A 16,576-nucleotide genomic window follows, 5' to 3' on the forward strand; every position below is an offset into this window, starting at 1 on the left:
GCCCGTTTACGCCTGTTCCACCGTGACACAGGGAACACATCGAAACGGACCGTGACAGCGTGGATGTGGCCGATCCCACCCGACGCCGCCGGCGGAGTGCTGCTCACATGCCGAGGAAGTCGGACAACCAACCATGGATGTCAGCCATCTCGAGCTCGCTCGCAAAACCCAGACGGCGGCCGAACCGAAGGTGTGAGACCGCTCGCACATCCTCGGGCCTGGCGAAGCTCACGTTGCCGAGCCCGGACGCCGAACTTGACACCTTCACCTGGTGGGGCAACCCGCGGTCCCGACTGGTCAACGGCACCACGATCGCCATCCCGCGCATCACGCGGTTGTACTCGTCACTCGAAACGACAACGCAAGGCCGCCGCCGCCCCTGTTCGTGCCCGGCCACGGGCTCCAGATCGACCATCCACACGTCGCCTTGGCGCGGTCGAAGAGCAGGGCTCACTCGGATGCCTCGTCATCCAGACCGTCGGCCAGAGTGGCTTCCCATTCGCCCTGCTCCGCCCGGTAGGAGCGCCACTCGTCGGGATCCGCCTCCAAGCGGGCCATGGCCGCTTCGATCGCCGCGAATCGTTCGGCCCGTTCCTCGCGCTCTATGGCGGCGGCGATGACCGCGCCCATCGACATCTCCCGTTGCTCCGCCAGGCGCGCGATCCGGTCTCGCAGTTTGGCGTCTATCTTCACCGTTGTCTGCATACCAAAGAGCATACTCCTCGGTCTACCGATCAGGACACCATTACGGCTCCGGCACCGGAAGCGGCAGACCCTGGATCGCCGCTGCCATCACCTCCGGGAACAGGTCGGGGGTGCAGGCGAAGGCCGGGCTGCCCAGAGCGGCCAGTGCCGCGGCGTTGGTGTGGTCGTACGCGGGGGCGCCCTCGTCGGAGAGGGCCAGCAGGGTGACGAACGAGGTCCCGGCGGCCTGCATGCTCGCCGCACGGCGCAACATCTCGTCCCGCACGCCGCCCTCGTACAGGTCGCTGATCAGCACCACGATCGTCTCCGCCGGGCGAGTGATCAACGATTGGCAGTAGGCGAGCGCGCGGTTGATGTCGGTGCCGCCGCCGAGCTGGGTGCCGAACAGCACGTCCACCGGATCGCTCAGTTGTTCGGTCAGGTCGACCACGTTCGTGTCGAAGACGACCAGCGAGGTCTCGAGCGAGCGCATCGAGCCCAGCACCGCGCCGAAGACCGACGCGTAGACCACCGAGGCCGCCATCGAGCCGGACTGGTCGATGCACAGGATCACGTCCTTCCGTACCCCGTGCCGCTGCCGCCCGTAGCCGACCAGGCGCTCCGGCACGATCGTGCGGTGCTCGGCCTGGTAGTGCTTGAGGTTGGCCTTGATCGTGGCGTTCCAGTCGATGTCGTGGTGACGCGGGCGGTTGATCCGGGTCGCCCGGTCCAGCGCGCCTTGGACCAGGCTCGTGGTGCGCTGCGCGACCCGGCGCTCCAGGTCGTCGACGACCGTGCGGACCACCGCGCGGGCGGCCTCCTTGGTGGCCTCGGGCATCAGCTTGTTGAGCGCGAGCAGGGTGCCGACCAGATGTACGTCGGGTTCGACGGCGGCCAGCATCTCCGGCTCCAGGAGCAGCCGGGTCAGGTCGAGCCGCTCGATCGCGTCCTGCTGGAGGATCTGTACGACGCCCGCCGGGAAGTGCTCGCGGATGTCGCCGAGCCAGCGGGCCACCGAAGGCGCGGAGGCACCCAGACCGGCCGCCCGCGGGCCGGTGCCGCGTCTGCTGCCGCGCGGGGCCGGGGTCTCCGGGCGGTACAGCGCGGCCAGGGCCCGGTCGATCCGGATGTCGTCGCCGGTGGGCCCGTAGCCGGTGCCGTCCGCGTCGCCGCCGAGTACCAGACGCCAGCGGCGCAGGCGTTCGTCGGCCGTGCTCTCGCTCATCGGGTGGTCACCTTTCGGCGTTCGAGGCCGAGGATCCCGGCCAGCAACGGCAGCGTGGCGTCCGCGCGCCCGGTGTCGAACAGCTCGGCGCTCGCGGCCGGGGCGGCGCGGTGTGCCGGGGTGCGCACCCGCTCGCCGAGCATGCGCCGTTCGGCCGCCGCGAAGGTGGCGAAGGTGCGTCGCAGCAGCGGCAGGATCTCGGTGAACAGATCGGCCGGGGTGTCGGTGATCCACTCGTCGACCAGGGCCATCAGCCGCTCGTCGTGCACGAGCAGCATGCCGCCGCCGGCCAGGAACCCCTCGATCCAGGCGGCCGATTCGCGGTGCGGAACACCCCGGGTCAGTGCTCGGGCCAGGCGCGGAGCGGCCGCCTGCGGGTCGAGTCGGCCCAGGTCGAGCAGCAGTCGGGTGGCCCGGCCGGTGAGCAGGCCGGGCAGGTTCTCCCGGTCGGCGAGCCGGTCCAGGGTCGCGTACCAGTCCTGCTGTTGCTCGTCGCCGAGCAGTTGTACGGCCGCGTGCACGGCGTCCAGGTGTCGGCGCATCGCCTTGGCGCCGTCGTCGTCCAGACCCGCGCAGGCCGGCAGCAGCCCGACGCAGATCCGGACCACCAGGCCGGCCACCACGGTGCCCAGCGCGGAGGTGTCGGTGCCGCGCACGTCGCCGTAGCGCAGCGCGCGCACCAGGCCCGGCAGCGCCTCGGCGAGCTTGCCCACGTCGGTGTCCAGCGCGGCGCGCTGGTCCAGGACCCGCATGATCAGCGGCAGCGCGTCGGGCAGGTCGGCGCGCAGACAGCGCTCGGCCACGTCGGTGACGTCGGCCAGCGATTCGGCCCGGATCGCCAGATCGGCCGTGCGTGCCGCGGCGGCGGCGAGCACGGTGGTCCCCCACACCCCGGCCTCGGCGACCCGGATGGCCAACTCGGGCTGCCAGTCCAGGCGCCAGGTCTCGCGGAAGGTGCCCTTGCTCTCCCGGGCCCGGGCCGGCACACCCCACGGGATGTCCAGCAGTGCGAGTCGGTTGAGCAGCCGGCTGCGGTCGGCGTGCGACTCCTTGCGCAGGTCGAGTTCGAGTTCGCGGGCCGAGGGCTCGGGCTTCAGGCGCAGTCGGCGCTGCTCGCGGGACAGGTCGCGCTGGAGCGGTACGGCGGGCACCGTGTCGGGCACCTCGCCGATCACGTCGCCCACCACGAGGGCATCGTGCACCAGTGCGAGCGGCCCGGTGACGCCGTCGCACATCACCGCGCGGACCGCCTCGATCGTCTCGTCCAGGCCGGCCAGCGGACGACCGCGCAGCGCGGCCAGGGCGCTCGCGTGCCGGGTGGCCTCGATCACGTGTGCGGAGGACACCGGATGGCCCGCGTCGCGCAGCAGCGAGGCGATCCGGACGAACCAGCGGGGCAACAGTTCGCGTTCGTCGGTGTTCGCGTACAGGTGTCGGTACCACCCGGGCGAGGCGACGCCCGCGCCGTAGCCGGAGCTCTGCGCCAGCCGGCGGTGCGTCCAGGGCACCCAGGTGGTCTCGACCTTGACCCTGGCCCGGTGCGGCGCCAGCAGCGCCCGGTCGGCGGCGGCCGAGGGGAGCCGGGAGAGGGCGGGCAGGTGCCAGGCGCCGCACACCACGGCGATCCGCCGGTGGCCGGCGCGGCGGGCGGACCGGATGCACTGGCGCATGTGTGCCTCGCGCAGCCGCTCGACGTCGGGCTCGACGCCCGGTGCAGTCGTCGGGTCGGGCTCGGGCTCGTCCTCGCGCAGCGCGGCCATCGCGTCGGCGAGCGCCGCGAACGGGGTCAGCGCATCGCCGCCGGTGGGCAGCCGGTGCTCGATCACGTCCTCCCACCAGCGCTCCGGGTCGTCCTGACCGGCCAGCCGGGCGAGTTCCGCGATCGGGTCGACGCGCGGCGGCGCGGGCGCCGCCTCCTCGTCCTCGGGCGGGGCGGTCGCGGCGCGCTCCTTGCGGGCCCGGTCGAGCGTGAAGGACACCGCGACCGGCAGGTCGACGAAGCGGATCGGGACGCCGTGTGCGCCGGCGAACCGGATCGCCACCCACTCGGGGCTGAAGTCGGCGTACGGCCAAAAGCCCGCCTGCGCGGGATCGTCGGCCGCGTGCGCGAGCAGTGCGACGGGCGGGCGCATGTCGGGGTCGGCGGCGAAGGACAGCAGCACGTCCGCCTCGGGCGGGCCCTCGATCAGCACGATGTCGGGCTCGACCTGCGCGAGCGCGGCGGCCACCGCCCGGGCCGAACCCGGCCCGTGGTGCCGCACGCCGAGCAGGATCGGCGGGTCGACCGGCGGGTTCGCCATCAGGCCCGGTCCGCGTCGCGGCAGGCCCGGTAGAAGTCCTGCCAGTCGGCCCGCGGACGCACCGCCGTCTCCAGGTATTCGCGCCAGACCAGGGTGTCCGCCGCCGGGTCCTTGACCACCGCGCCCAGGATGCCCGCGGCCACGTCCGCCGAGCGCAGCACGCCGTCGCCGAAGTGGGCGGCCAGCGCGAGGCCGCCGGTGACCACGGAGATCGCCTCCGCGGTGGACAACGTCCCGGACGGGGTCTTCAGTTTGGTCCGCCCGTCCTCGGTCAGGCCGGCCCGCAGTTCGCGGAACACCGTGACCACGCGCCGCAGTTCGGCCTCGGCGGCGGCCACCGGCGGCAGGTCGAGCGAGGAGCCGAGCTGGGCCACCCGGCGACTGACGATGTCCACCTCGGCGTCGGCGGTCGCCGGCAGCGGGAGCACCACGGTGTTGAATCGGCGGCGCAGCGCGGAGGACAGGTCGTTGACCCCGCGGTCGCGGTCGTTGGCGGTGGCGATCAGGTTGAACCCGCGCACGGCCTGCACCTCGTCGTTCAACTCCGGTACCGGCAGCGTCTTTTCGGACAGGATGGTGATCAACGAGTCCTGTACGTCGGCCGGGATGCGGGTCAACTCCTCGACCCGGGCGACCAGTCCGTGACTCATCGCGCGCATCACCGGACCGGCCACCATGGCCGCGCGACTGGGCCCGTGGGCCAGCAGCTGGGCATAGTTCCACCCGTACCGGATGGCCTCCTCGGGGGTGCCGGCGGTGCCCTGGACCAGCAGCGTGGAGTCGCCGCACACGGCGGCGGCCAGGTGCTCGGACACCCACGTCTTGGCCGTGCCCGGCACGCCCAGGAGCAGCAGCGCGCGGTCGGTGGCCAAGGTGGTGACGGCGACCTCGATGATCCGCCGGGGTCCGATGTACTTGGGCGAGATCACCGTCCCGTCCGGCAGCGTGCCGCCGAGCAGGTAGGTCGCCACCGCCCACGGCGAAAGCTTCCAGCGCGGTGGCCGGGGCCGCTCGTCGGTGGCGGCGAGCGCGGCCAGTTCGTCGGCGAACGCGTCCTCGGCATGGGCCCGAAGCACACTCTGCTCAACCGGTTCAGCGGACACAGTCACGGCGCTCCCCCAAGGCTCGAACAAACCCGAACAGACCCCATCCTGCCGCCCGGGTCCGACACCTTCGGGGCCGCCGACCTCACAGATGATCGAGCAGAAACCCGCTCTCGATCGTCGCCTCGAACGGCTCGGGCAGACGCACGGGGGCGCCGGCCCGCACCCGCTCGGTGAACGTGTACCGCCCGTCGACCGGCTCGAAGTGCACGATCACCTCGTGCTTTTGCCGATCCACGATCAGCATCACCGGCACCCCGGCCCGCGCATACTCGTTCGGCTTCTCCCGCAGATCGACGCGGCGCGTGCTGTCCGAGGTCACCTCGACGAACATCCAGACCCCGGACGCGGACGTCGCGTGCCCTTCCCGGAATTCGGCCTTCTTACGGGGATCGAGGACGACGAGGTCGGGCGTGCGTTCGGTGCCGACGCCCACCACGAAGGCAACGCCCTCCAGCACCAGGATCTCGGCCGGAAGCGACGGTTCGAGCAGGTGGCGCAGACCGGTGAGGATCCGGGCATGCTCCCAATCCGGCGACGCCTGCATGACCAGGCCGGCCGGAGATGCCTCCCACCGCACGCTCTCGGGAAACTCGCCTGAGTCGCGCAGCATCCGTAGGGCGGTCAGGCGCATGTTCGCCAGTGGGTCGATCTGTTCCGCGTCGTCGGTCACTCGCTCATCCTCTCGCGGCGAGGTCCGCCGGGTGTGGGACATCCGACCGTCCACCCGGACGAATGATTCGACCCGGCCGGCGCGAGAGCGCTCGCGTTCAGCCGCCCAGGAGTTCCGCGCGCATCGTCGCGCGATAGTGCAGGGTGTCGGCCAGGGCGCGGAAGGCCTTCGGCCATTCGCCCTCTCCCTGCGCCAACTGCTCCACGCGGTCGACCACGGCCGGGTCCAGGCCGCGGCCGGCCACGTCCCGGGCGCCGCTGAAGCTCCACGGATAGCCGCCGCTCCCGGCCGCGCTCGCGAGCGCGTCCAGGACCGCGTCACCCAGCACCGCCGGCCACGGTGCCGGGCAGTTGGTCAGCAGTTGCAGCGCCTCGGACAGCCCGTGCGCGGCGATGTGCCGGGCCACGTGTTCGGCGCACTCGGCCGCCGGCAGCACGGTCAGCAGCCGGGTGGGCGCGCCGCGCCCGGCCAGCGCCCGGGCCCAGTCGACATCGCGTTGCAGCACCGCGGCACGGGCCCACCCCTCCCGGACGTCCTCGGCGAACCGACGCGGCAGCGCCCGCGCCACGATCTCCTCGGGGCCGGCCCCGAACACCTCCCGCCACACCGCGAGCGGCGTGGCGGCGACGATCTCGCCCAGCCACCACGAGTGGTCCTCGCGCCCGGTCGGCGACGTCTCCGCGATGCCGTCCCGCCGCATCGCCGCATCGCAGCCGCTCGGCGGCACCACCAGCACCCGCCCCGCGCCGCCGGGCCGCAGGCAGGCCAGCGCGCGCTCGCGCATCCGGGCGGCGAAGGCCGAGCCGGGCAGTTCGGTGAGCAATCGCGCGGCGGCCACCCGAACCACCTTGGCCCGGTCGTCCAGCGCCTCCTCCAGGAACGGCTCGTCCCGCGCCGACAACTCGGTGCGCAGCGCCGCCACCCACACCGCCCGGTCCTCCGCGGGCTCGGCGCTCCAGACCCGGGCCAGCAGCCCCCGGGCGGCGTCCGGGTCACCGGTGCGCAGTGCCTCGAACGCGGCGAGCCGCTCGCCGAAGCGTCCGTGCCGCCACAGCTCGATCGGATCGTCCGGGTCCGGCACCGCGACCCGGGTCAGCCACGCCCACTCGGGGTTGAGCCCGGCCAGCCAGCGGCCGCGCGGTCCGGCCAGGTCGGCCACGATCTCGCGCAGATCGGTCCGCGAGCGCGCCGCCGTCAACAGCGCGGGCAACTCGGACTCGGGCGCGCGCAGTCCGGCCGCGCGGGCCAGCGTGAGCCATTCGGGCAGGAAGTCCATGCCGTCGCCCTCAAGCAGGATCCGCAGCCGCACCCGGGCCCGTTCCGGCACCGACGGCCGCGTGTCCGGCTCGGCGCACGGCGCCGGCGGCGCACCCGCCGGGGCCCGCCGGCCCGCACGCCGGTGCACCATCACGATCGCGGCCAGGTCGAGCAGCCGCACCGCCTCGTCCGCCCGGTCCACCTGCGCGGCCAGCGCCCCGAGCGCGTCCTGCGCGGGCACCTCCGCGGCCGGCCGCCGTCCGGTGCCCACCAACGCCGCCGACACCAGGTCGTCCCACACCGGATCCGCCACCCGCATCCGAACTCCCCTTCCGCACAGGCCGATCGACGGTGTCGACCGACTCCGGTGATGGTTTTGCGGGCCCTCCGGGGCCGGTCCCGACTCGCGCCATGGCGTGCGGCACACGGCACACGGCCAGGCCGCACGGCCGACTACAGCTGCACGGCCTGCCCCTCGTGCCACGCGGTCACCGGGACGAACCCGCGCGCGCCGTACTCGCCGAACACGGTCAGCCCCGCGCCTCCGGACATCGCGGACAACCGCCACAACGCCTGCTCGCCGGTGCGCGCCCGATCCACCGGCAGCCAGAACCCGTCCGCGCCCGCGATCCGCCACCCCATCGGCTCCGGCACGGCGACCACGTCGGCCAGCACCACCGGCCACGCCTCCAGCCACGGTTCGCTGCGCAGCGCCTCGGCGTAGCCCACGGTGGCCTCCTCCGGCCCGACCCCCGCCGGCTCCGCGCCCGCCACCGGCGCGCCGGCGCGCTCGCCGAGCGCGGCCCGCAGCGGCACCGCGTCGTCGTGGAAGGCCGCGTCGGCCTCGATCGATCGGCCCACCGGCAGAGCCAGTTGCGGCGCGCGCCCCTGCGGCCCGAAGGCCAGCACGAGCGCCGGGCGACCGGACCGCTCGCCGCGCAGCCAGATCCGACGCTCCGTCAGATTGCCGTCCGTACTGTCCCGGCTGCCCAGCACCAGCCACCGGTCGTGCACCACCGTGCCCGCGTCGCGCGCCCTGCGCAGCACGTCCTCCGCGTCCACGGTCCAGCCGATCCGCGCCCGCAACCCGGCCACCAGGGACGGGTCCAGGTCGTCGGCGTGTTCGTGGGCGCGCAGGAGCAGCCACAACTCGGCGTAGTCCTCCAGGAGTCGGCCGGGCCAACCCTCCGCCCCGGACGCCGGTATCGCCCCGGCCGCCCGCAGCCGGGCCGCCAACCCCGGCGCCTTGGCGTCGACCATGCGTTCGGCGATGCCGTCCCACATGGCGTATCCCTCGCGCTCGGTGCCCGCCAGGCCCTGATGGACCCGGTCGGCCAGCCAGCGGCGCAACCGTTCGGCGCCCTCGGCGACCTGGGCCGCGCGCTGGTCGGCCCGTCGTCGGGCCGCGGCGGGGTCGGCCGGTGCGGACCCGGCCGACGCGCTCTTCCCGGCCCGCTCCCGGCGCCCGGTCAGCCACGCGTCGGCCCAGTCGGGTGCGGTCGCGTCGGCCGGCACGGCCACCGGGTCGGCCGCCCACAGGAGCAGCAGGCCGAGTGCGTGCTTGCAGGGGAACTTGCGGCTGGGACACGAGCATTGCGACGCCGGGCCACCGAGATCGACCACCGTGCGGTACGGCGTCGCGCCGCTTCCGGCACACTCGCCCCACACCGCGCCGGCCCCTCCGGCGAACTCCGCGGCGCCCGCGGCCGACCATGGCCGCGGCACCGCCAATCTGCTCCCGGCCTTGCGTGACGCGGCGTCAGGCGCGAGTGCCAGCACCTGTTCTGCGGTCCACCGTTCCAGCATGACGGTCACGGTACGGGCCCGCACCGACACGTGTGCACCGGCCGGGAGAACGAGCCGGGCCGGTTGTCCGGATCCGGGTGAAGTGCCCGGTCAGGCAGCGGTGGTCGCCACGTGTGCGCGTACCCAGTCGACGATGTCCGTGGTCGGCGCGCCGGGGGTGAACACCGCCGCGACGCCGATCCGCTTCAGCTCCGGGACGTCCTCCTCCGGGATGATCCCGCCGCCGAACACCAGGATGTCCTCGGCCTCGCGCTCCTTGAGCAGTTCGATGACCTTCGCGAAGAGCGTCATGTGCGCGCCGGAGAGCACCGACAGGCCGATCGCGTCGGCGTCCTCCTGGATGGCCGTCTCGACGATCTGGATCGGGGTCTGGTGCAGGCCGGTGTACACCACCTCGAAGCCCGCGTCGCGCAGTGCGCGCGCGACCACCTTGACGCCCCGATCGTGCCCGTCGAGTCCGGGCTTGGCCACCACGATCCTGATCGGTCCGGGAACACCCATCACTGCCTCCATGTACGTAGCGAAGCCCTCGCCCGGAGCGTAACCCGCTGCCGGGACGGCCTGCCGAAGGTGGTCCCGGTCGACCGCGCGCCGGGAAGTCCCGCCCGCACGTGCGCCCGATCGTCCCCGCCCCGGTCCGCGCCGACGCGGGGGGCGGCGCCGCACCGCCGGGACGACACCTCGATCGGGCGGGCGGAACGGTGTCGCCGGTCGACCCCGGCGCCGATCCGCAGCCCGCCCGAGCGGGTTCGGCCGTGCCGGATCGCGTCACCCGCTCGGCGGCCTGACCTGCGGTTCTTATCGCGAGGATTGTCCTGTGAACGTCAAGAGCACTACAGTCCGATTCCGACCAGCCCCCGAGACGAAGGCGACGTAGGTGACGGACGTTCGCTATCCGAGCGAGGATCAGCAGGGTCGCTACGTCCCGGACGCCGAGGGTGCGTACTCCCCTTACGGCCCGTCCGGTTCGATCCAGGGCGGCTACGACCAGGGGTACGGACCGGGCGCCGGTTACGACGCGAACGCGTATGCGACCGGTTCCGGGTACCAGGCGGTCGACTCATCGGGCGGTTGGGGCGTGCCGACCCCGACGTACGACGGGTACGACGCGAGCGGGACCTACGCCGCCGTCGACTACGCCTCCTCGAACCAGGCCCACGTCGGCTACGACGCGTCGGGCCACGACTCCGCGGCCTACGGCTCCTCGGGCCACGACGCCTCCGGGTACCGACCCGCCTACGACTCCTCGGGATACACCGCGGTCCCGGCCTACGACGCGTACGGCCGGGCGGACGGGTACGACAGCGGCGCGCACACCGCGGTCACGGGCGAATACGCCACCGGTACCGGCTACGACGCGACCGGCACGTACGGCTACGCGGCGGTGGCCGACAGCGGCGCGTACGACGCCTACGGCACCGACACGCAGACCCGGACCTGGGCGGGCACCGACACCGCGGTCCAGACCGCGCCGGCCACGCCGTACGTCGACCCGTCCTGGGACGGCGGCTCGAACACCGGTATGTGGTACGCCGCTTCGGACACCGCCGCGTGGGAATCCGACACCTGGTTCTCCCCCGTGCCGGCGCGCGACGACGCCGACATGTGGTCCGGTGGCAACCGCTCGACGACGGACCTGTTCGACGACGGCGCGACCCGCGCGCCGGTCGAGCCCGCCTTCGATCCCGGTGACCATGACGACAGCGTGCCGGCCCCGACCGACAACGGAACCGAGGCGGACGACCCACGGGTCGAGCCGGTACGGGTCGAGCGGGTCGAGCGGCGGGAGAAGCCGGCCAAGGACGCGAAGCCGAAGGAAACCGCCGACAAGGCCCGGATCAAGCGCAAACGCGCGTTCCCGCTGACCGCCGGCGCACCGCTCGCGGTGATGGGCGCGGCCGCGATGGCCGTCGCCGCGGTCGGCGGCCTGCACACCGCGGGCGCCGAGACCAAGGACGCGGACCCGGTGGCGGGCGGCGAGGACCTGCCGCTGATGTCGCCGATGGACAAGCAGTTGATGGACCTCCAGGTCGGCGCCGAGGACTTCGCCGAGCGCGCCGGCCGGGCACAGACCCGGATCTCGCTCCAGGAGCGCCAGGAAGAGACACAACGGGCCCAGGAAGTCGAGCGCAAGCGCCGGGAGTCCCTCAGGCCCAAGTACGTGCTTCCGGTCGCTCAGCGCGGCCTCAGCGCCTATTTCGGCTCGTCCGGCTCCCGCTGGGCGCACACGCACACCGGCATCGACTTCCCGGTCGACCTGAACACCCCGGTGGTCGCGGTGATGGACGGCGTGGTCCGCACCCAGTTCAACACCGCCTACGGCAACATGGTGATCCTGACCGGCAAGGACGGCACCGAAACCTGGTACTGCCACCTGACCCGGGCCAAGGTCCGCTCCGGCCCGGTCAAGGCGGGCGACGTGATCGCCTACAGCGGCGACACCGGCAACAGCACCGGCCCGCACCTGCACTTCGAGGTCCGCCCCGGCGGCGGCGCCCCGATCAACCCCCTCCCCTGGCTCCGGGCGAACGGCCTGGACCCGACCTGACGGCGGGCGCGTCGGGCCGGCGTCGGCTCGGAGGCCCCCGATCCGGGGCTCGGCGATCTACCGTGGACGCATGACCACTTCCGATGCGCAGTTCACGGCCGAGTCGGGCAGGGGCGGAGAGTTCGTCCGGCAGGCCAATCGGTTCACCGGGCGACCCGAGCCGGAGGCCGGTCGGTATCGGCTCGTCGTGTCGTTGGCGTGTCCGTGGGCGCATCGCGCGGTGATCGTGCGGCGTCTGCTCGGGCTGGAGGAGGCACTCGGGTTGTCGATCGTGGATCCGATCCGGGACGAGGCCGGGTGGCGGTTCACCAATCACCCCGACGGGCGCGATCCGGTCACCGGTCTGGCGTTCCTGGCCGACGCCTATCGGGCCAGTGACCCGACCTACAGCGGCCGGGTGACGGTGCCCGCGATCATCGACCTGCGCTCCGGCCACGTCGTCACCAACGACTACCCGCAGATCACCCTCGACCTCTCCACCCGCTGGACCGCGCTGCACCGCGCCGGCGCGCCGGACCTGTATCCGGAGCGGCTGCGCGCCGAGATCGACGCGATCAACGCGGACGTGTTCCGGGACGTGAACAACGGCGTGTACCGCTGCGGGTTCGCCACCACGCAGGAGGCGTACGAGGCCGCGTTCGACGCGCTGTTCGCCCGTCTGGACGCGCTGGAGGAGCGGCTGGCCGGGCAGCGCTACCTGGTCGGCGACACGATCACCGAGGCGGACATCCGGCTGTTCACCACCCTGGTCCGGTTCGACGCGGTCTACCACGGCCACTTCAAGACCAACCTGCGCAAGCTGACCGAGTACCCGGTCCTGTGGGCCTACGCCCGCGACCTGTTCCAGACCGAAGGCTTCGGCGACACGGTCGACTTCGACCACATCAAGCGGCACTACTACGTCACGCACGACCGGATCAATCCGACCGGCATCGTGCCCAAGGGGCCGGACCCGGCGCTGTGGCACACGCCGCACGGGCGCGGCTGAAGCGAGCACGACACGGAGCGGGGGCGGGCCGTCGGCCCGCCCCCGCTCCGTGCGTCGCCCGGCGGCTACTTGGTCAGGTCCACGGTCGGCGGCCCCGGATCCTCGGGGTGCTCGTCCTCGACCACCGGGTCGACGACGACGCCGGCCTCGGCCTCGACCACCGCGACCGCGTACGGCTCGTCCTCGGCCGCACTGGACGCACCCGGGTGGGTTTCGACCTCGCCCGCACCCGGCGCGCCCGGACGGGGCCGGTCCCCGCCCGCCGCACCGCCGCCCGGGTACGACTCGACCACGGCATCCCCAGCCGCGTGGGGCGCGGTCGGCGCGAACGTGGTCGCGGACGCCGGTCGACCCATCGCCGCCGGCGCGGGTCCACGCGACGGCAACATCGCCCACAGCGCTCCCGCGAGGCCGGCCAGGCCCACGCCGATCGCCGCGGTGGCCAGTGTCCACTCGGGGCGCACCGTCAGCGTGCCGGACGCGCGCAGCAGGTAGGCGATCGCGATGCCGGCGAAGACCGTGCCCGCGATCAGCGCCATCGGGTCGAAGCGGTACCTGTTCGGCCTCATCGGGAATCGCCCTCCATACGGGTCACGCTCGTCCGCCGGGTCGTTCGGGGTGTCGATCGACGCGCTCATCGCGGCTCCCGCCCGTCGTCCCCGTCCAGCACCTCGACCTCGCCGACGCCGACCTTCAGGTCGAGCGTGATCGTGCCGCGGCCGGGCCCGACCTGCGGGGCGGTGGTCTCGATGCGCTCCGGCCGGTAGCCGTCGTCCCGGCCGGTCGGCGTGCGCACCCGACCGAGGTCGACGCCGCCCTTGAACACCACCGTGACGTCGTCCGGCACCCAGACCTGGATCTGTCCGGCGCCGATCCGGGCCTTGACCGTCGCGCTGCCGCCCGGCCCGAGATCGAGCCGGCGCAGGTCGATGTCCATCGCGCCCACGCCCAGGTGGTACGAGGTCGGCAGTGCGGCGACCGTGGTGGGCCGGTAGGTGCGCTCGCCCGACGGACCGGTCAACGGCACGCTGATCGCGGTGATCGCGGCCAGCATCGCGGTGAGGGCGAGCGCGGGCAGGATCAGCAACCGCGCCCGGCCGAACCAGCTGCCCGCGAGCAGACCCAGGCCCACGATGCCGAGCAGGATCGCGAGCGTGACGGTGAACGTCACGTCCACGGCGCCGGTGTGGTCGAGCACCCACAGCAGACCGCCGGCCATCGTGGCCACCGACAGCGTGGCCAGGGACACGTACGAGCGCGGACGCCTGGGCCGTTGCGGAGCCGGCGGCGGCACGGGCCGATCCTCGCCCCCGGACGCCGCCCCCGCACTCGCACCCGGCACCTGCCACCACATCGGCGGCCCGGGCACCGTCGCGCCGTCCGGCCGGACGTCCACCTGGGCCGGTGCCGCCGCCATCGCCGCGGCCCCGGCCGCGCCGACGGCGGCCTGCTGCTTCTTCTTCGTGTCGGACCACACCATGAACAGCACCACGGCGGTGATCATCAGCAACGGGACGGACCGGCCGAAGCCCGAGTCCAGGTAGGTGAAGAACAAGGCGACCCCCATGACGGCGACCACGGTGGCTGCCGACGCCCCGTAGTCGAACTTCCCGGAGAGGATTCGGCGCAGCATCGGCTGCTCCTCCCCGCGGGCCGGGATCAACAGCCAGCCCAGGCTGTACACCAGTACGCCCACCCCGCCGAAGAGCGAGAGCACCGCGAACACGATGCGGAAGATCACGGGGTCGAGGCCGAAGTGTTCGCCGAGGCCACCGCACACGCCCGAGACCATCCGGTCCTCGGTGCTGCGCAGCAGTGGGGGGCGAATCGTCGTCGTGGGCGCCGCGGACGACCCCGCAGGGCCGCCCGGGGCGCCGCCGGCCCGGTCGCCGGCCGAGATACCGGGTTTCATGTCGTCGTTCATGGGTCCATCGTGGCGCCCGCGGAGCCCGCTTCCCATCGGGCTCCGCCCTGGCGCACCCCTGGTTCGACCCTGAGGACGAATCAGGGTCGGGCCCTGATGCGTACGCTCTTGCCGGCGTGTGACGATCGGTCGTGTGACCGCCGTTTACCCCCCGCCCGCCGCGCCCGTCCGGCCCGCGCCACCGACTCCCCGGCTCCGCCGCGCCTCCTCCCACCGGCTCGCCGGCGGCGTCGCGCGTGGCCTGGCCGAGCACCTCGGCGTCGAGGTGCTGCTGCTGCGGATCGCCTTCGTCGCACTGGCCTTCTTCGCGGGAATGGGGATCGCGCTCTACGCGGCGTTCTGGGTCTTCGTACCGCAGGGCGGGGCGGCCCCGGCCGGGCGCGAACGCGGGCGGGAGCGGCACCAGGCGCTCGCGATGATCATCGTGCTGATCGCGGCGACCATGCTCACCGGTGTGGGCGCGACCACGAGCGGGACCAAGGTCGGCGACTGGATCTGGCCGCTGCTGGTGGCCGGTCCCGGCGTGATCCTGTTGTGGCGCCAGGCCGACGAGTCGCAGCGCAACCGGTGGTTCTCGCTCGACGGCCGCAGCCGGGTGGCCGGCGCGCTGCGCACCGTCGTCGGCGCCGTGCTGGTGCTGGCCGGCCTGGTGTTCTTCTCGTTCGGCCGGGGCGGCATCGGCGACGCGCTGGCCGCGATGCGCGGGGCCGGGCTGCTCCTGGTCGGCCTGCTGGTCATCTTCGGGCCGTATCTGCTCCGGCAGACCCGCGAACTGGGCGTCGAGCGCCGGGCCCGGATCCGGGCCCAGGAGCGGGCCGAGGTGGCCGCGCACGTGCACGACTCGGTGCTGCACACGCTGACCCTGATCCAGCGCCAGGTCGAGGACCCGCGCGAGGTGGCCCGGTTGGCCCGCGCCCAGGAGCGCGAGTTGCGCGCGTGGTTGTACCGCCCCGACGGCGAGGAGCCGGACCGCACCTTCGCCGCCGCGCTGCGCTCGACCGCGGCCGAGGTCGAGGACGCGCACGGGGTGTCGATCGAGGTGGTGTGCGTGGGCGATTGCCCGGTGGACGACAAGCTGGCCGCGCTGGTGGCCGCCGCCCGCGAGGCGATGGTCAATGCGGCGAAGTACGCGGGCGGAGCGGCGATCGCGGTGTTCGGCGAGGCCGACGAGGACACGGTCACGGTCTTCGTGCGCGACCGCGGACCCGGTTTCGACCCGGAGACGGTGCCCGCCGACCGGCTGGGTGTGCGAGAGTCCGTGATCGGGCGCATGCGCCGCAACGGGGGCGCCGCGCACATCCGCAGCGAACCCGGTGAGGGCACCGAGGTCGAGCTGGAGATGCGCCGCGCCGACGCCGGCCGGGCCGCTGTGGGAAGGACGAACACGTGAACGCCACCGAGAGCAGCACGGAGCACCCCGAGGGGACGGCCGCCCGTACCCGGGTGGTCCTGGTCGACGATCACCGGATGTTCCGGACCGGCGTGCGCGCCGAGATCGGCGAGGCGGTCGAGGTGGTCGGCGAGGCCGACGACGTCGCGAGCGCGGTGGCGGTGGTCACCGAGACCCGCCCCGAGGTGGTGCTCCTGGACGTGCACCTGCCCGGTGGCGGCGGGGTCGAGGTGCTGCGCCGGTGCGCGTCGCTGATCCCGGCCGTGCGCTTCCTCGCGTTGTCGGTGTCGGACGCCGCCGAGGACGTGATCGGGGTGATCCGCGGCGGGGCCCGGGGCTACGTGACCAAGTCGATCACCGGCGACGAGCTGATCCGGGCGATCGGCCGGGTCGGCGAGGGCGACGCGGTGTTCTCGCCGCGCCTGGCGGGCTTCGTGCTGGACGCGTTCGCGGCCACCGACGTGCCGCCGATCGACGAGGATCTGGATCGACTCACCCAGCGCGAGCGCGAGGTGCTGCGGCTGATCGCACGCGGCTACGCGTACAAGGAGATCGCCCGGCGCCTGGTCATCTCGGTCAAGACCGTGGAGACCCATGTGTCCGCCGTACTGCGCAAGTTGCAGTTGTCCAACCGGCACGAGCTGACCCGCTGGGCGACCGACCGGCGACTGGTCTGAC

Annotated in this window: 15 protein-coding genes; 4 read left to right on the plus strand and 11 right to left on the minus strand. The window is 73.4% G+C overall.

Features of this window, described 5'->3' with window-relative positions:
- Positions 1–103: 103 nt before the first annotated feature.
- From ACFZBU_RS22075 to ACFZBU_RS22115, 9 genes are all read right to left on the minus strand, one after another.
- Positions 104–454: a type II toxin-antitoxin system PemK/MazF family toxin gene (locus ACFZBU_RS22075; RefSeq protein WP_391585334.1), complete on the minus strand. Its 351-nt coding sequence runs from the start codon at positions 452–454 to the stop codon at positions 104–106.
- Positions 451–705, minus strand: coding sequence for a hypothetical protein (locus ACFZBU_RS22080; protein WP_391585335.1), 255 nt, complete (start codon positions 703–705; stop codon positions 451–453). Before ACFZBU_RS22080 ends, ACFZBU_RS22075 begins: the two co-directional genes overlap by 4 nt.
- A 40-nt stretch (positions 706–745) precedes the next feature.
- A complete protein-coding gene (locus tag ACFZBU_RS22085) occupies positions 746–1,909 on the minus strand; it encodes a VWA domain-containing protein (RefSeq protein WP_391585336.1) in 1,164 nt (387 codons plus the stop codon).
- The gene (locus ACFZBU_RS22090) at positions 1,906–4,209 is read right to left on the minus strand and encodes a DUF5682 family protein (protein ID WP_391585337.1); all 2,304 of its coding nucleotides are present in this window, start codon (positions 4,207–4,209) and stop codon (positions 1,906–1,908) included. Before ACFZBU_RS22090 ends, ACFZBU_RS22085 begins: the two co-directional genes overlap by 4 nt.
- On the minus strand, positions 4,209–5,285 hold the full coding sequence (locus ACFZBU_RS22095) for an AAA family ATPase (RefSeq protein ID WP_391585529.1): 1,077 nt from the start codon (positions 5,283–5,285) through the stop codon (positions 4,209–4,211). Before ACFZBU_RS22095 ends, ACFZBU_RS22090 begins: the two co-directional genes overlap by 1 nt.
- A gap of 112 nt (positions 5,286–5,397) precedes the next feature.
- Complete coding sequence (locus ACFZBU_RS22100; protein WP_391585338.1) at positions 5,398–5,985, minus strand: Uma2 family endonuclease; 588 nt, start codon at positions 5,983–5,985, stop codon at positions 5,398–5,400.
- Between the two features lie 97 nt (positions 5,986–6,082).
- Positions 6,083–7,561 carry a DUF5691 domain-containing protein gene (locus tag ACFZBU_RS22105; RefSeq protein ID WP_391585339.1) on the minus strand — a complete coding sequence of 493 codons (1,479 nt, stop codon included), beginning with the start codon at positions 7,559–7,561 and terminating at the stop codon, positions 6,083–6,085.
- Between the two features lie 134 nt (positions 7,562–7,695).
- Entirely contained in the window at positions 7,696–9,048 is a 1,353-nt protein-coding gene (locus ACFZBU_RS22110; protein ID WP_391585340.1) for an SWIM zinc finger family protein, read from the minus strand.
- Between the two features lie 90 nt (positions 9,049–9,138).
- Entirely contained in the window at positions 9,139–9,549 is a 411-nt protein-coding gene (locus ACFZBU_RS22115) for a cobalamin B12-binding domain-containing protein (protein WP_391585341.1), read from the minus strand.
- A 376-nt stretch (positions 9,550–9,925) separates the two neighbouring features.
- Here ACFZBU_RS22115 and ACFZBU_RS22120 point away from each other — a divergent pair, with 376 nt between their 5' ends.
- Both ACFZBU_RS22120 and ACFZBU_RS22125 read left to right on the plus strand, forming a co-directional pair.
- On the plus strand, positions 9,926–11,596 hold the full coding sequence (locus tag ACFZBU_RS22120; protein ID WP_391585342.1) for a peptidoglycan DD-metalloendopeptidase family protein: 1,671 nt from the start codon (positions 9,926–9,928) through the stop codon (positions 11,594–11,596).
- Between the two features lie 70 nt (positions 11,597–11,666).
- Positions 11,667–12,584 carry a glutathione S-transferase family protein gene (locus ACFZBU_RS22125; RefSeq protein ID WP_391585343.1) on the plus strand — a complete coding sequence of 306 codons (918 nt, stop codon included), beginning with the start codon at positions 11,667–11,669 and terminating at the stop codon, positions 12,582–12,584.
- A 65-nt stretch (positions 12,585–12,649) separates the two neighbouring features.
- Here ACFZBU_RS22125 and ACFZBU_RS22130 read toward each other — a convergent pair whose 3' ends face one another.
- Together ACFZBU_RS22130 and ACFZBU_RS22135 are read right to left on the minus strand one after the other, a co-directional pair.
- Positions 12,650–13,153, minus strand: a complete 504-nt coding sequence (locus tag ACFZBU_RS22130) for a hypothetical protein (protein ID WP_391585344.1) — start codon at positions 13,151–13,153, stop codon at positions 12,650–12,652.
- 65 nt (positions 13,154–13,218) lie between these two features.
- Positions 13,219–14,508 (minus strand): PspC domain-containing protein, encoded by a 1,290-nt coding sequence (locus tag ACFZBU_RS22135; protein ID WP_391585345.1) that lies wholly within the window; start codon positions 14,506–14,508, stop codon positions 13,219–13,221.
- 133 nt (positions 14,509–14,641) lie between these two features.
- Here ACFZBU_RS22135 and ACFZBU_RS22140 point away from each other — a divergent pair, with 133 nt between their 5' ends.
- On the plus strand, positions 14,642–15,898 hold the full coding sequence (locus ACFZBU_RS22140; RefSeq protein WP_391585346.1) for a PspC domain-containing protein: 1,257 nt from the start codon (positions 14,642–14,644) through the stop codon (positions 15,896–15,898).
- The gene (locus ACFZBU_RS22145; protein WP_391585347.1) at positions 15,895–16,575 is read left to right on the plus strand and encodes a LuxR C-terminal-related transcriptional regulator; all 681 of its coding nucleotides are present in this window, start codon (positions 15,895–15,897) and stop codon (positions 16,573–16,575) included. The genes ACFZBU_RS22140 and ACFZBU_RS22145 overlap by 4 nt, the downstream gene beginning before the upstream one ends.
- Position 16,576: the final 1 nt, after the last annotated feature.

Origin of the sequence: Embleya sp. NPDC008237 (assembly GCF_042956465.1) — a bacterium.
Lineage (GTDB): Bacteria > Actinomycetota > Actinomycetes > Streptomycetales > Streptomycetaceae > Embleya.

Bases quoted from the DNA above. Each gene is read 5' to 3' on its own strand.
- ACFZBU_RS22105 (WP_391585339.1), bottom strand. From the start codon at position 7,561: ATGCGGGTGGCGGATCCGGTGTGGGACGACCTGGTGTCGGCGGCGTTG.
- ACFZBU_RS22115 (WP_391585341.1), bottom strand. From the start codon at position 9,549: ATGGGTGTTCCCGGACCGATCAGGATCGTGGTGGCCAAGCCCGGACTC.
- ACFZBU_RS22090 (WP_391585337.1), bottom strand. From the start codon at position 4,209: ATGGCGAACCCGCCGGTCGACCCGCCGATCCTGCTCGGCGTGCGGCAC.
- ACFZBU_RS22130 (WP_391585344.1), bottom strand. From the start codon at position 13,153: ATGAGGCCGAACAGGTACCGCTTCGACCCGATGGCGCTGATCGCGGGC.
- ACFZBU_RS22080 (WP_391585335.1), bottom strand. From the start codon at position 705: ATGCAGACAACGGTGAAGATAGACGCCAAACTGCGAGACCGGATCGCG.
- ACFZBU_RS22110 (WP_391585340.1), bottom strand. From the start codon at position 9,048: ATGCTGGAACGGTGGACCGCAGAACAGGTGCTGGCACTCGCGCCTGAC.
- ACFZBU_RS22085 (WP_391585336.1), bottom strand. From the start codon at position 1,909: ATGAGCGAGAGCACGGCCGACGAACGCCTGCGCCGCTGGCGTCTGGTA.
- ACFZBU_RS22135 (WP_391585345.1), bottom strand. From the start codon at position 14,508: ATGAACGACGACATGAAACCCGGTATCTCGGCCGGCGACCGGGCCGGC.
- ACFZBU_RS22125 (WP_391585343.1), top strand. From the start codon at position 11,667: ATGACCACTTCCGATGCGCAGTTCACGGCCGAGTCGGGCAGGGGCGGA.